The 14,625-nt window shown below is 56.3% G+C and carries 14 protein-coding genes; 9 read left to right on the top strand and 5 right to left on the bottom strand.

From position 1 onward, the window contains the following. Nucleotides 1-7: 7 nt before the first annotated feature. The 4 genes from ubiA to ROA7450_RS01465 all read left to right on the top strand — a co-directional run bounded on the left by ubiA (nt 8) and on the right by ROA7450_RS01465 (nt 3,786). Nucleotides 8-973 (top strand): 4-hydroxybenzoate octaprenyltransferase, encoded by a 966-nt coding sequence (ubiA, locus tag ROA7450_RS01450; RefSeq protein WP_085803839.1) that lies wholly within the window; start codon nt 8-10, stop codon nt 971-973. A 60-nt stretch (nt 974-1,033) separates the two neighbouring features. Continuing rightward, nucleotides 1,034-2,992 (top strand): OmpA family protein, encoded by a 1,959-nt coding sequence (locus ROA7450_RS01455; protein WP_085803840.1) that lies wholly within the window; start codon nt 1,034-1,036, stop codon nt 2,990-2,992. Then, nucleotides 2,979-3,299, top strand: coding sequence for a hypothetical protein (locus ROA7450_RS01460; RefSeq protein ID WP_085803841.1), 321 nt, complete (start codon nt 2,979-2,981; stop codon nt 3,297-3,299). The genes ROA7450_RS01455 and ROA7450_RS01460 overlap by 14 nt, the downstream gene beginning before the upstream one ends. 208 nt (nt 3,300-3,507) lie before the next feature. Next, a complete protein-coding gene (locus ROA7450_RS01465) occupies nt 3,508-3,786 on the top strand; it encodes a hypothetical protein (RefSeq protein WP_085803842.1) in 279 nt (92 codons plus the stop codon). Nucleotides 3,787-3,846: 60 nt separating this feature from the next. Here the strand turns inward: ROA7450_RS01465 and cuyB are convergent, their stop codons facing one another. Then, nucleotides 3,847-4,527, bottom strand: coding sequence for a cysteate racemase (gene cuyB, locus ROA7450_RS01470; protein WP_085803843.1), 681 nt, complete (start codon nt 4,525-4,527; stop codon nt 3,847-3,849). Beyond that, nucleotides 4,524-5,528, bottom strand: coding sequence for a D-cysteate sulfo-lyase (gene cuyA / locus ROA7450_RS01475; protein ID WP_085803844.1), 1,005 nt, complete (start codon nt 5,526-5,528; stop codon nt 4,524-4,526). Before cuyA ends, cuyB begins: the two co-directional genes overlap by 4 nt. Before the next feature lie 110 nt (nt 5,529-5,638). Here cuyA and ROA7450_RS01480 point away from each other — a divergent pair, with 110 nt between their 5' ends. Then, the gene (locus ROA7450_RS01480; protein ID WP_085803845.1) at nt 5,639-6,568 is read left to right on the top strand and encodes a LysR family transcriptional regulator; all 930 of its coding nucleotides are present in this window, start codon (nt 5,639-5,641) and stop codon (nt 6,566-6,568) included. Here ROA7450_RS01480 and hisD read toward each other — a convergent pair. Together hisD and ROA7450_RS01490 are read right to left on the bottom strand one after the other, a co-directional pair. Then, nucleotides 6,565-7,866, bottom strand: a complete 1,302-nt coding sequence (gene hisD, locus ROA7450_RS01485; protein ID WP_085803846.1) for a histidinol dehydrogenase — start codon at nt 7,864-7,866, stop codon at nt 6,565-6,567. The genes ROA7450_RS01480 and hisD overlap by 4 nt on opposite strands. Before the next feature lie 155 nt (nt 7,867-8,021). After that, entirely contained in the window at nt 8,022-8,462 is a 441-nt protein-coding gene (locus ROA7450_RS01490; protein WP_085803847.1) for a low molecular weight protein-tyrosine-phosphatase, read from the bottom strand. A 44-nt stretch (nt 8,463-8,506) separates the two neighbouring features. Between ROA7450_RS01490 and ROA7450_RS01495 the strand changes: the two genes are divergently transcribed. Then, entirely contained in the window at nt 8,507-9,205 is a 699-nt protein-coding gene (locus tag ROA7450_RS01495) for an NAD-dependent deacylase (protein WP_085803848.1), read from the top strand. Nucleotides 9,206-9,272: 67 nt separating this feature from the next. Here the strand turns inward: ROA7450_RS01495 and rpmB are convergent, their stop codons facing one another. Next, on the bottom strand, nt 9,273-9,563 hold the full coding sequence (gene rpmB / locus ROA7450_RS01500; RefSeq protein ID WP_085803849.1) for a 50S ribosomal protein L28: 291 nt from the start codon (nt 9,561-9,563) through the stop codon (nt 9,273-9,275). Nucleotides 9,564-10,230: 667 nt separating this feature from the next. Between rpmB and ROA7450_RS01505 the strand changes: the two genes are divergently transcribed. The 3 genes from ROA7450_RS01505 (at nt 10,231) to ROA7450_RS01515 (ending at nt 14,501) form a co-directional block, all read left to right on the top strand. Next, nucleotides 10,231-11,253 carry a putative 2-aminoethylphosphonate ABC transporter substrate-binding protein gene (locus ROA7450_RS01505; protein WP_085803850.1) on the top strand — a complete coding sequence of 341 codons (1,023 nt, stop codon included), beginning with the start codon at nt 10,231-10,233 and terminating at the stop codon, nt 11,251-11,253. Nucleotides 11,254-11,322: 69 nt separating this feature from the next. Continuing rightward, nucleotides 11,323-12,486, top strand: coding sequence for a putative 2-aminoethylphosphonate ABC transporter ATP-binding protein (locus ROA7450_RS01510; protein ID WP_234999378.1), 1,164 nt, complete (start codon nt 11,323-11,325; stop codon nt 12,484-12,486). Further along, complete coding sequence (locus tag ROA7450_RS01515; RefSeq protein ID WP_085803851.1) at nt 12,486-14,501, top strand: putative 2-aminoethylphosphonate ABC transporter permease subunit; 2,016 nt, start codon at nt 12,486-12,488, stop codon at nt 14,499-14,501. The genes ROA7450_RS01510 and ROA7450_RS01515 overlap by 1 nt, the downstream gene beginning before the upstream one ends. The last annotated feature ends 124 nt before the right edge of the window (nt 14,502-14,625 follow it).

Raw genomic sequence — 14,625 nt, forward strand, 5'->3', positions numbered from 1 at the left:
CCAACATATGACCGGGAATGACCAGACGCCAGAGGTGACGGGACAGGTTTCTGACGCTGTCAAAGGCAATTGGGTGGATCGCTATGCCCCGGCGGTGACGCGGCCCTATCTGCGGCTGTCGCGGGCGGACCGGCCGATTGGCACGTGGCTCTTGGTGTTGCCCTGCTGGTGGGGCCTGTTGCTGGCAATGCTTTATGACGGGCGCGCCGGGTGGCATGACCTGTGGATCTTTGTTGGTTGTGCGATTGGGTCGTTTGTCATGCGCGGAGCCGGCTGTACGTGGAACGACATCACAGATCGACACATTGATGGCAGCGTCGCGCGGACCGCCTCGCGGCCGATTCCTTCGGGGCAGGTGAGCGTTAAGGGCGCGCTGGCATGGCTTGTGGCGCAGGCGCTCTTGGGGCTGATGGTGCTGCTGACCCTGAACGGTGCGGCGATTGCGCTGGGAATTCTATCTTTATTGCCAGTAGCGGTGTATCCCTTTGCCAAGCGGTTCACATGGTGGCCACAGGCGTTTTTGGGGATTGCCTTTAATTGGGGCGCATTGCTGGCCTGGACGGCCCATACTGGCGCGCTGCAATGGCCGGCTGTTATCCTGTATCTGTCAGGTGTGGCGTGGACGCTGTTTTACGACACGATCTATGCGTATCAGGATGCCGAAGATGATGCGCTGATCGGGGTGAAGTCCACCGCTCGTTTGTTTGGCGATGACAGCCCGAAATGGCTGATGCGGTTCCTTATTGCAACGGTATCCCTACAGGGGCTGGCGGTGATCATGGCGGTGCCCGCCGGACGACAGATTGCGATGGTTGTGGCGCTGTGTGGGCCATGGCTGATGGGCTGGCATCTGCATGGGCAGTTGCGGCAGTTCGACATGGAGGACAATAGCAAGCTGGTGACTTTGTTTCGATCCAATCGTGATGCTGGTATGATTAGCGTGCTATTTTTTGCCGTAGCGCTGCTGCTGTGATTGAACTTCGCGGGCGTGGGGCCTAAAGACAAGACAACTAAACAGTGACCGGTACTTGGCATGCGCCTTTCTTCGACATTTGCGATTGCACTCCTGTTTGCGGGGGCAGCGGGCCTGTGTGTTGTAGGTGCGAATTTTGCGGTGAGCGCGGTCGAAGACGGCTCGCGCCAGGCGGTGGACAAGGAGCTGACAGCGCAAGATCTGAACTGGACTGAGGTAGATGCCAACGGCTTGCAGATCTTTTTGGCCGGAACAGCACCAAGCGAGGCTGCAAGGTTCAATGCCCTGACAGCCGCGGGAGGTGTTGTAGATGCGGCGCGGGTGATTGATCAGATGCTAGTTGCAGATTCGATTGTTTCAGCACCGCCACGGTTTTCCATCGAAATATTGCGGCACGATCAAGGGATCTCTCTGATCGGGTTGATCCCGATTGAGACGGATCGCGAGGCGCTGATTGCAGAGATTGAAGACGCAACGGATGGAGAGCCCATCGCTGATCTGTTGGAAGCTGCAGATTACCCCGTGCCAGCGACATGGGAGGACGCTTTGGATTTCGCGGTGCGCTCGCTGGAGGACCTGCCGCGCACCAAGATCTCGGTTGAGGCAGACCACGTATCCGTGACCGCAATGGCCGAAGGGCGGGCTGAAAAGGCAACGCTCGAATCCGATCTCGCACGCGATGTGCCGCGTGATGTGCGCCTTAAGCTGGATATTTCCGCACCGCGCCCGGTGATCACGCCGTTTACGCTGCGGTTCGTGATCGAGAATGGCACAGCGCGATTTGACGCCTGTTCCGCCGATAGCGAAAAAGCCCGCAATGCGATCATTAAGGCGGCGGGGCAGGCTGGCGTGGATGGTAAGATCGACTGCACGATAGGATTGGGCGTGCCGTCACCCAACTGGGCCAAGGCAGCAGAATTGGCGATCGGCGCGGTTGCGGATTTTCAGGGTGGCAGCGTGACCTTTTCGGATGCGGACGTTTCCCTGATCGCGCACGAAGGAGTGTCGCAAAATCATTTTGATGATGTGGTCGGGCAGTTGGAAACCTCTTTGCCGGATGTGTTTACCCTGCATGCCACATTGCCGGAGCAGGTTGTTCTGGATGCAGACAACACGCCTGAGTTTGTCGCGACCCTGTCGCCCGAAGGGTTGGTGCAGATCCGTGGGCAGGTTGGCAGTGAGCGCAGCCGTCAGACGGTGGACAGCCTTGCGAAAGCCCGCTTTGCGTCAGATGTCGTCCGCACACAGGCGCGTTTGGCCGAGGCTTTGCCGCACAATTGGCCTGTGCGCACGCTGACCGGGATTGAAGCACTGGCCTATCTGTCAAGCGGGGCTGTGACGGTCACGCCCGACAGTCTGAGCGTGCAGGGTAAGACCGGACAACCCGACGCCAGTGCGAAGGTTTCAGCCATGTTGGCGGATAAGCTGGGCGAGGGTGCGCAATTTGATATCAACATCAGCTATATCGAGGCTCTGGATCCGGTGGCCAGCCTGCCGACACCAGACGAATGCGAAGACCGGGTGGGGCAGATGCAACGCGGGCGCAAGATCAACTTTGAGCCCGGATCGCCCAATGTCGATGAGCAATCCGGCGATATCTTGGATGACATCGCCGAGATTCTGAAAGAATGCGGCAAAATCAAGCTGGAGATCGGCGGCCACACCGACAGTCAGGGCCGCGAGGAAATGAATCAGCAGCTGAGCCAGACACGGGCGCAGGCGATCCTTAACGAGTTACGGGAGCGCCGTGTGCTGACCTCAAGCTTTACGGCAGTGGGCTATGGTGAAAGCCAGCCGATTGAGGACAACAAGACCGAGGAGGGCCGCGAGGCCAACCGCCGGATTGAGTTCAAGCTGATCCGCCCAGCGCCGATCGTGGAAGAAGAATCCACGTTGGATGCAATTGCGGAGCCAGTGGACCAGCCTCTTGAGGCGGGAGCTGAGCGCGAGGCCACGCAAGAGACGCAGGCCGAAGAAGATCAGGCCGAAGAGGGAGAGGCCACAGATGAACAGAACTGAATTTATCATCGTCACCGCCATCATTCTGTTTGTGGCCTTTTGTCTGGGCTATTTCGCCAATTGGCTGGTGCACCGGTTCATTCGTGTTTCGGGCGCGGATGTGGACGAGGTGGAGCGCATGGCGCAGGAACTGCACGAAGCCGAGGAAACCCGCGATCAGGCGATTACCTATCTGCAACAGCGCGAGGCCGACCTGACCAACCAACTGTCGCAGACCGAGGCTGAACTGGCTGCCACCATGGACGGCCTGCGCGACGCCCGCCGTGAGGCGGAAGAACTGCGCAATGCGTTGTCGGGAGCGTCTTGATGGTGCGGGAGTTACTCATCCTAAAAGTTGGATCTTAAGAGGCGTAAATGCGAGGTGCAGCCAGGTCTTCACGACGCGTATGTTGATAAATGATAAAAGAGTGTCCTATAGTGTATTTTCAACAATAAAAGTATTGATGCTATCAGGATAATTTACATGAAAAATAATATCTTATTGCCAACAACATGCATTGCATTTGCGGCATCTCATGATGCCTGCTGCGGCTGAAAGCATGAAAGATTGCACTTACCGCGCAAATATCCATCAAAAGACGGCTGTTATAGAGGTTGCAGGAGGTGAGCCTGTCTCCTATCGCTGGGGTTCATATAATGTCAACGATGTCTACAAAAAAGGTACTACTATTTATATCGACCAAGCCAAGTTAACCGATCTACGTGTTGGGACCACTGAAAATGGCAAACCAGCGTTTAGTGGGCGCTGGCGCTACAAAGGAAGTGACAAACCGACCACATTCGTTTGTAAGTAGCTATAATGTTTGCAGTTCTGCCCGCCGCAGGTTTGGAAAATGGTGGGTTGAAAACCCACCCTACGAGGTGGCGAAATCTGCAATCGCATGCGTGAGACAGTCGAGGCTGTCGGTATAAGGAGTGCCTTCGGGGATGGCCTCGGTGAGCAGGGACAACTCGGTACAGGCGATCAGGAGGTGGTCGGCGCCGAGGTCCAGCAGCTCCTGTGCAATCTGTGACAGCGGTGCGATCTGGCTGGCGGGGGTTTCTCCAGCTTTGATGGCGCGGATGATGGTCAGCAAGGCCTCGTCCTGCGGCAGCCAGACGGGCGTGAGGCCTTGGGCGGCGAAGGGTTTGTCGAACACGCCAACCATGCGTGTGGCCGGGGAGGCGAGCATGCCGATGTGTTTGGCCCCCGCTTTGGCCAGATGCGCGGCGGTCAGATCCAGCATGTTCAGGAACGGCACCGTGCTGGCAGCCTCCACCGCGGGGGCGTAGTGGTGCGCGGTGTTGCAGGGCATGGCAAGCGCCTGTGCGCCTGCCTTTTGCAGGTCCTGTGCCATTTGGGCGAGCGTCGGACCGGGTTCTGCGCCCACGCCTTCGATCAGCGCCTTGATGCGCGAGGGCACCTGCGGGTTTTGATGCACAATCAGGGGGATATGGTCGGCGTCATCCTGTGCGTCGACCATGCCCAGCATTTTCTGCATCAAGAGGATGGTGGCCTCGGGCCCCATCCCGCCAAGGATGCCAACCGGCCTCATTCCGGCACGTTGAAGAGGTGGCGATAGCCGGTCAGGCCGATGGCGCCGCCAGTGTGCAGGAAGACGACCTTTTCGCCTTTTTTGAAGTGCCCCTTGCGAATGAGATCAATCAGGCCAGCGCCGCCCTTGGCGGAGTAGACCGGATCAAGCAGGATCGCCTCGTGTTTGGCGAAGATGTCGATGGCCTCGAGGGTGTCTTCGGCAGGCATGCCGTAGCCGGGGCCGACGTAATCGGTGTTGGCGACCACGTCCTCGCGCGCGACCACACCGGGGCAGCCCAGTTTTTCAGCGGTTTTGACAGCGAGGTTATAAACGTTTTCCTCTTGCTTGGCTTTCGGGGCGCGGACGCCGATGCCGAGCAGGGGAATATTGGCATTCATCGCGCGCAGGCCGACGATCAGGCCCGCTTGAGTGCCAGCAGAACCGGTGGCGTGGACGATGTGATCAACATTCAGACCGGTGGTGACGAACTGGTTCAACATCTCAAGCGCGCAGTTGACGTAGCCCAACGCGCCTGTGGCGTTGGAGCCGCCGCCGGGGATGGTGTAGACATTGCGGCCCTCAGTGCGGAACTTCTCGGCCACGGCTTCCATCTCGGCGTTCATGTCGAGATCAGGACCGCGGTGTTCCATGGTGGCACCGTGCAAGTGATCCAGCAGGACGTTACCGTTGTGTTTGTAGTTGTCGTAGTTATAGCCGGTGCGGTCTTCGAGCAGGATATGGCAATCCATGCCCAGTTTTGCAGCAGCGGCAGCAGTTTGACGCGCGTGGTTGGATTGGGTCGCGCCCTGAGTCATCACCATGTCGGCGCCCTGTGCCTGTGCCTCGGCCATCAGGAATTCAAGCTTGCGGGTCTTGTTGCCGCCGGTTGAGAGCCCGGTGCAGTCATCGCGTTTGATGTAGATATCCGGGCCGCCCAGTGCTTCGGATAGGCGGGGCATGTGCTCCAGCGGGGTGGGAAGGTGTGCGAGGTGCACGCGGGGGAATTTGGCGAGGTTCATGAGATGTCTCCGATATGTCTTGAATGGAAATTAAGTGTGAAAAACCGCTAAAACAAATTCGAAATACGTGCTTTAAATTGCGTAGTATGCAATTTGATGGTGTTTGACGCATGAAATTGGAGTGGATTGAGGATATTTTGGCCGTAGCCGAAACCGGATCGTTTCTGGCGGCAGCGGAACGACGGTTTGTGACGGCGTCGGCCTTTACCCGGCGCATCCGGGCGATGGAAGAATCACTGGGCTGTGCCCTGTTTGATCGCAATCGAAAACCGGTGACCCTACTGCCGCATGTGCAGGCGATGGAATTTGAATTGCGTGAGGCGGCGCGGCAGTTTCGAGAGTTACGCTCAGCCCTGTCGGACGACGCTGGGTTGCATAGCCGCCGGCTGACTATGGCTTGCCAGCATGCGCTGACAACGATGGTGGCACCGGGTTTGGCGAGGCAATTGGGGCAGGGGCGTGAGAATGCTTTCAGGATCCGGTCCGGATCGCGGGCTGATTGCCATCTGATGCTGATGCGGCAGGAGGCGGATTTCGGCCTGATCTATGAGACCACCGAGGATGCGCGGGAGTTCGATCCTGAGCTATTTGAAAAGGTGTCATTGGGGGAAGAAGCGTTTATTCCTGTGGCCAATCCACATCTCCATACCGTAGCGATCCGAGAGAAGGTTTTGCCGCTGATCACCTATCCGGCGGGACTCTATCTGGGGGATGTGCAGCGGCGGCAGATCCTGCCCAATGTCTCACGGGAGTTTGAGACCTATAGCGCAGCGGAAACCGGGCTGACGCCAGCGGTATTGCAATTCATAAGGCAAGGGGTGGGCATCGGTTGGTTGCCGCGCTCAGTGGCTTTTGAGGCGATGGCGCGCGCCGAGCTGGAGAGCTTGACAGATATTTTGCCTTCGACACGGTTAACTGTGCAGGTTGTGCGGGCGCGGTCCAATGATCGCGATGTTGTGCAGCAAGCCTGGGAGAGCTTGCGGCGCGACGCAGGATCACTTCGGGTCGAAGGGATCACCGCGCCAGAAGCTTTGCCTTAGTTGCTCGCTGTAACCTTCAGGTCTTGCATCGCTTTCTCGTATCGAACGTCCGCCGCACGGGCGTGGCCTTCCATCCGTTCCGCCCGGCTGATGCTGGCGGTGACGCGGGCTAGATCGGGCAGGCTGCGCTCGTCAACCTCTTGCCATGTCACGGTTTTCAGGAACTTGTGCACGGATAGGCCACCGGTGTAACGCGCGGCCCCGGACGTGGGCAGCACGTGGTTGGGGCCGGCGGCCTTATCGCCAAAGGAAACAGTGGTGTTTTCACCGAGAAACAGCGAGCCATAGGCCTGCAGTCGGTTGCGCCACCAGTCGAGGTCGGCGGCTTGCACGTGCAGGTGCTCAGCAGCCATATCGTCGGCGTATTGCGCCATTTCCTCTGCGCTGTCGCACAGGACAACCTCGCCCAAGTCGGCCCAGGCCTGTTCGGCAGCGCTGCGGTTTGGCTCTGGCAGGTCGGCGATCAAGGCGGGGATGCGGGCGATGACCTGATCTGCGAGTGGTTTGTGCGTGGTGGCGAGCCACACCGGAGAGTTGGCGCCGTGTTCAGCCTGACTGACCAGATCGATTGCGACGACCTCGGGGTCGGCGGTTTCATCCGCCAGAACGAGGCTATCGGTGGGGCCAGCAAACATGTCGATACCGATGGGACCAAAGAGCTGGCGCTTGGCTTCGGCGACATAAGCGTTACCGGGGCCGACGAGGATATCGGCAGGGGGCGCACCAAAAAGGCCAAGCGTCATGGCGGCGACGCCCTGAACGCCACCGATGCAGAGGATGCGGGTGGCCCCCGCCAGATGCATGGCGTAGAGCATCTCGTCTGGGATACCTTTGTCACCGTTTGGAGGAGAAACAGCGGTGATGTCCTTGACACCCGCCTCGCGCGCGGTGGCGATGGACATGAGGGCCGAGGCGATGTGGGTGTAGCGTCCGCCGGGGACATAGCAGCCCGCCGCAGCTAGGGGGATCTGTTTTTGGCCGGCAATCAAGCCGGGGCGCAGTTCGATCTGCATGTCTTGCGCTGTAGCGCGTTGTGCGGCGGCAAAGCGGGAGATGTTGTCATGTGCCCAGGCGATGTCATTTTTCATCTCTTGCGGGACACGGGCAACGGCAGCGTCTATCTCTGGCTGAGTGACATTGACCTCTTTGGTCCAACCATCCAATTGGCGGGCATATTCTAGAGCCACCTGCGCGCCTCCGGTTTTGAGGCTGGTTAGCATCGCCTGAACCGCATCGGCTATATCGCTCGCGGTATGGGGCGGTTGTCCCGGCGCGGTTTTCAGATGCGTGATGGGCATAATTGGATCCTCCTTAAGGTAGGAAATGCGAGGGAAAGCTCAATCTGGCAAGGACGATCTCTCAATGTTGTGGTGTTTTTTAGGTATTCAAAAAAAGGTTTCAGGTTTTCAGAAAGAAGGTGCTTTTGAAATGTGCTTACACATGAAAAGTTAGCTTAGGCAAGATCGCCTTTCAGGTTTGCCAAAGCGCGTTCAATTATATCAAGCGTCAGATCAAAAGTCTGGGTGTAATATGGATCTGGAACATGATCCCATTCTGGTTCATCGAGATATGATGACAGTAGTTTGACTGGTGTCCTGCTGTCGGGAGGACGTAGTTGTTCAACGGCTTGGCGATTGTTGTCGTCCATGACGATGATCAGATCGAAGTCCCCAAAGTCATTTGGACGAAACTGGCGCGCACTTAGGTGCGAGAGATCATATCCGCGTTTTTTGGCGGCCTGCTGCATCGGACCATAGGGGGGCTCACCGACATGCCAGCCGCCAGTGCCTGCGCTGTCACAGTGAATTTCAGGGGCTATGCTTCGAAGCACGCCTTTAGCCGTAGGGGAGCGGCAGATATTGCCGAGGCAAACAAAGAGGATTCGTTTGGTCATTGCAGGATCCTTGCATTAACTAAATCTTACGTGAGGAGGCAGGCATGGAAAAGATCGTAATTCTGACGGGGGCCGGAATTTCAGCGGAAAGCGGGCTGGGGACGTTTCGCGATGAACAGGGGTTGTGGGCGCAGCATCGGATTGAGGATGTGGCGACGCCCGACGCCTTTACGCGCAATCCTGATCTGGTGCATGCGTTTTACAATGCGCGACGGGCGCAGGCGGTGCAGGCGCAGCCCAATGCGGCGCATGAGGCGTTGGCGCTATTGGAGCGGGAGTTTTCTGGTGAAGTTCTGATTATCACACAGAACGTTGATGACTTGCACGAACGGGCGGGCAGCCAGAACGTGGTGCATATGCATGGGGCACTGAAAAGGGCCTTGTGTCATGCCTGCGGACATCGGTGGGATGCGCCGCTGGTGATGGATAAGGGCGATGAATGCCCAGCATGTCAGGCGCACGCGACGCGACCTGACATCGTGTGGTTTGGCGAGATTCCATACGGTATGGAGTTGATCGACCCGGCGTTGAATACGGCGGATCTGTTTGTGTCCATTGGTACGTCAGGGCAGGTTTATCCGGCTGCAGCCTATGCACAACATTCCCGGAGAATGGGGGCGCGTACGGTAGAGCTCAACCTCGAACCGGCAGAGCATTCGCGGGATTTTGAGGAACATCACTATGGCCCAGCGACGGAGGTGGTGACGGCTTGGGTCGCAGATATTTTGGCCGGGCAGGTATAAGGCTGCGTAAACGGAAACAGCCCCACCTGAAAAGGTGAGGCTGTTTGAAACCGATAAGATCAGCAAATCAGGCGTTTGCGGCCTGTGCTTTTGCGATCTCTTTCTTCACTTTCATCGCATTCGCGGAAAGTTCAGTGTCTTTGGCTTTGGCCAGGTAGGCATCCAGACCACCACGGTGGTCAACGCTGCGCAGAGCAGCAGCCGAGATGCGGAACTTGATGCCGCGGCCCAGTGTTTCGGACTGCAGGGTAACATCATTCAGGTTCGGCAGGTACCGGCGCTTGGTTTTGTTGTTAGCGTGGCTGGAGTTGTTCCCAACCATCGGGCCTTTTCCGGTCAGTTCGCAAACGCGCGACATTGGTTTATCCTCGTCTTGGGCAGAGGTATCGTTGCGACCCCCGCAATGCAAATGGGCACCGCCTCAGCAGCGCCCGGAATTCTGTTTGCCGGTCTTTAGGCCCAAAGTGGCTGCCCGTCAAGGGATTCGGATGGGAAAGCCGAGCTTTGCGTGGGGAATATAGTAAGCCGATTTGTGAATGAATAGGCGCAGTAGACAGAGTTCCAAATTTATCCTGCTTGCCTGCGCTACGTTTTCTTTGAAATTGGACATAGTTTTTACGTTTGGGGTTCGGTTTTGTACAAAAAATTACAAGTTAATCCACTGAGATGTAACTGTTTCAGAAAAATTCTTGACAGACGAGGTGGTTATGGAAAATATTTTACAAATGAAGATTTCTTTGCCCGGCCACACCTTTGGGTACTTCGAACAGCTTCTGTTTTGCGAAAACAGAAGCTGTTCAGGCGTTCAGGTGAGAGAAAGGTGCATCAGAAAAATTTATATATGTGTAGGAAATATCAATTTGCCCTAAGGCACGTTTGCATCGACGTTTCCTAACATCATCACAAGTTTGGCAACCTTTGACTTGATCAAATTTGGCAAACACAAAAAGTTACAGCGAACAGAAGGGCGCAACAATAGTGTCACAGAGCTTCGCTAGAGAGACCCGACAGAAGAGGAGCTATCCATGAAACTTAAGAAATCACTTTTGATGAGTCTGGCCGCAAGTGCAATTGCTGCGACAGCAGCCACGGCCGAGACAGAACTGACTGTGTACACAGCGGTTGAAGCGGAAGATCTGGCGCGCTACGCCGAGACCTTCAATAAGTCCTATCCAGATATCAAGATTAACTGGGTGCGCGATTCCACAGGTGTCATCACCGCTAAACTGCTGGCCGAGCGTGACAACCCACAGGCCGATGTGATCTGGGGACTGGCGGGCACATCACTGCTGCTGATGAAATCCGAAGGCATGCTGGAACCCTATGCGCCAGCAGGTGTTGATCAACTGGATCCCAAATTTGTTGATGGTGGCGATCCCCCAAGCTGGGTTGGTATGGATGCCTGGGTGGCCTCGGTTTGCTACAACACCGTTGAAGCGGAAAAAGAAGGTCTGACCCCGCCGACATCATGGAAAGACCTGGCTGACGCGCAATACGAAGGTCATGTAATCATGCCGAACCCGAATTCTTCGGGCACCGGTTTCCTTGACGTTTCCAGCTGGTTGCAGATGTTTGGTGAAGAGGGCGGCTGGGAGTATATGGACGGCCTGCACGCCAATATCGCACGTTATACGCACTCTGGCTCTAAGCCTTGTAAGCTGGCCGCAGCGGGTGAAATTCCAATCGGTATTTCCTTTGCCTTCCGCGGTGCCAAATCGAAAGCAGATGGCGCACCACTGGAGATTATCGTGCCAAGCGAAGGCGTGGGTTGGGATATGGAAGCAACCGCGATTGTTGCCGGCACCGCCAATTTGGAAGCGGCACAAAAGCTGGTTGATTTCAGTGTGACCAAAGAAGCCAACGAGATGTACAACACCGGCTATGCCGTTGTGGCGATGCCAGGTGTGGCCAAGCCGGTTGAGCATTTCCCAGAAGGCTTGCTGGATGCGATGATCGACAACGATTTTGAATGGGCGGCGAACAACCGTGCTGCCATTCTTAAGGAATGGGCGAACCGTTACGACGGCAAGTCCGAGCCAAAAGAATAATTCAAAACGTCTGAATAGGGGGCCCGCGTGGCCCCCTGAATTCAATCGCAGCATTCAAGGCGATAGACCATGCTTGATTCCCCGACAGCAAAGATGGCCCCCGTGACAGAACAACCTTCACAAACCGAATTATACCTAAGCATCGAAAACCTGTGGAAGGCGTTTGGTGATTTCATCGCGCTGAAAAACATTGCGCTCGATCTAAATGAACGCGAATTTGTCTGTTTTCTTGGGCCATCTGGGTGTGGGAAAACCACACTTTTGCGGGCGATTGCCGGGTTGGATCTGCCCACCAAAGGGACTGTGATGCAGGAGGGCAAGGATGTAACCAACCTGCCGCCGTCCGAGCGGGATTTCGGGATTGTGTTTCAGTCTTATGCGCTGTTTCCCAATCTGACGATTGAAAAGAATATTGCTTTTGGACTGGAAAATACCGGGCGCAGCAAATCCGAGATTGCAGTGCGCGTGGCAGAGTTGCTGCAGTTGGTGGGCCTGCCGGAACAAGGGCAGAAGTATCCGGCGCAATTGTCTGGTGGACAACAGCAACGGATCGCATTAGCGCGGGCGATTGCAACCAACCCAGGGCTCTTACTGTTAGACGAGCCGCTGTCCGCACTTGACGCGAAGGTCCGCGTGCATTTGCGACATGAAATCAAAGAATTACAACGCAAACTTGGTGTAACCACTGTGATGGTGACTCATGATCAGGAAGAGGCGCTGGCCATGGCCGATCGTGTTGTGGTGATGAACCATGGTGTAATCGAACAAATCGGCACGCCAACTGAAATTTACCGCCAACCGGCGAACCTGTTTGTGGCTGATTTTATCGGTGAAATGAATCAGATTCCAGCCGTCGCAGGGGCATCAGAAACGGTGGTCATTGGCGGTCAGGAACTGAAAAGCCAGGCGCATAAATTCAATGCTGGTGAGACAGTTGTCGCTGCGATCCGGCCAGAGGATATCATCCCGCACGGTGATGGTGCGCGTTCACCTGGGGCGCCGGATGTGGTCAAGACACCCGAGAATGCCTTTGACGTGGAAATTGCCGAGATGGAGTTTCTGGGCTCTTTTTGGCGCTGCCGGTTGCGTCACGAGATTTTTGGCGAGGCAGAGCTGATCACCGATCTGTCGATCAACGCCGTGCGCCGTCTTGGGTTGACCGAAGGGGTCAGCTTCAAGATCGAATTGCCACAGGACCGTCTGATGGCCTTTGAACCCGCAGGGGCAGAGTAATGGCCGACGTTCAATATGACACACTGCCCGCAGGTCCGGTGATCAAGGGTAAGCTGAGCCGCGACGATATAATCATGCGGATGAGCATGGTGATCATCGCGATCTATTTGATCGTGACAATGGTGTTTCCGCTGGCGGCGATGCTATCGAAAAGCTTTTCGACCTATATGTTCGACCTGTCTGCTTACGAGCTGCAGGTCAGCGATAAAGAGGGCAATTTCAGCGGCGAGATCGTGACGCCGGCGCAGTTGAATGCTGAGCTGGGTGTCTTGAGCGACAATGACCTGATCGCGGGCTCTGACAGCCGTTTGGGGCTGACGCAATTTTTCCCGGATTTCAGTTTCCGTAGCCCGGTGATGTACCAGATCCGCAATACGTCCGAGACGGGGCGGTTTTTGGTGGGTTCAGAGTTGCAGACTGGCACGGCGTGGGTCGAGCTGGACAGTAATACCTTCCGTCGCGTGCAGCTACGGCCAGAGAAATCCACCGGGCTTGGAAACTTTATCAGCTATTTCTCGACACCGGCGCTGTTTAATTCGATCAAAAATTCGGTCGTGATTGCGGTGATCAGCACCATCATCACTGTGACGCTGGCTTTTTGGTTTGCCTATGCGCTGAACCGGAGTTGCATGCGGTTCAAAGGCCTGTTCCGACTGGTGGCGATGGCGCCCATTCTGGTGCCCTCATTGCTGCCTGGGATCGCATTGGTTTATCTCTTTGGTAATCAGGGGATGATCAAGGAGCTGCTGTTTGGGGCAAGTATTTACGGCCCGATCGGGATCGTAATCGGCTCGGTGTTTTTCACCTTCCCGCATGCGTTCATCATCATCTCGACGGCTTTGGCAATCTCAGATGCGCGGTTGTACGAGGCAGCGGCGAGTCTGCGCTCAACTCCGTGGCGAACCTTCTGGACCGTGACTATTCCGGGTGCACGCTATGGTCTGATTTCCGCAGCTTTTGTGGTGTTCAATCTGGTGATCACCGACTTTGGCCTGCCCAAGGTCATTGGCGGTCAATTCAACGTTCTGGCGGTCGATATCTATAAACAGGTGATCGGACAGCAGAACTTTGAAATGGGTGCGGTGGTGTCGGTGGTTCTGGTGGTACCAGCCATTCTGGCCTTTGCAATTGACCGCATGGTGCAATCAAAGCAGGTGGCGCTGCTGTCAGCACGCTCAGTTCCGTATCAACCGAACCCGAACCCAAAGGCAGACCGGATTTTCCTGATCTACTGCTGCTGTGTGGCGTTCTTTATTATGGGCATGCTGGCTGTGTGCCAGTTCGCGGCACTGATCAAGTTTTGGCCTTATGATCTGAGCCTGAGCCTGAAGAACTACGACTTTAACCGCATGGATGGCGGGGGCTGGGGGTCGTATTTCAATTCGATCAAGCTCGCCTTGCTGACGGCGGTGATTGGCACCTGTGTGGTCTTCTTCGGTGCCTATCTGGTGGAGAAATCGAACGGCTTCAAAACCGGGCGGGCGATCTTCCAGATGTTCGCCATGCTGCCAATGGCGATCCCGGGGATGGTGCTAGGGCTGGCCTATATCTTTTTCTTCAACAACCCGTCCAATCCGTTGAATGCGATCTACGGCACGATGGCCATTCTGGTGATCTGTACCGTGACACACTTCTATACGGTCTCGCATTTGACGGCGGTGACGGCATTGAAGCAGATGGATCGCGAGTTTGAATCGGTGTCATCTTCTTTGAAGCAGCCGACGCTGAAGCTCTTTGGCCGGGTCACGGTGCCGGTGTGCCTGCCCGCGATTCTGGATATCTCGATCTATCTGTTCGTGAATGCAATGACGACGGTGTCGGCGGTAGTCTTCCTCTATTCACCCAGCACCACGCTGGCCTCGATCGCCGTGTTGAACATGGATGACGCGGGCGATATCGCCCCGGCGGCGGCTATGGGGATGATGATCTTCTATACCAATGCTGCCGCGCGGATCATCCACCTGCTGGTGTCGCGTGGCGTTCTGGCCCGGACACAACGCTGGCGTACTCGATAAGGTCCCAATTTTCTCCGGGACTGGCCCGCCCTGTGACAGGGGCGGGCTTTTTTATGCGGTGAGGTGAGGCGCGATTTTGGCACCCGAACACCAGTTTCCGAGCACAAAATGCAAAAAGGACGGT

The organism is Roseovarius albus, assembly GCF_900172335.1.
Classification (GTDB): domain Bacteria; phylum Pseudomonadota; class Alphaproteobacteria; order Rhodobacterales; family Rhodobacteraceae; genus Roseovarius; species Roseovarius albus.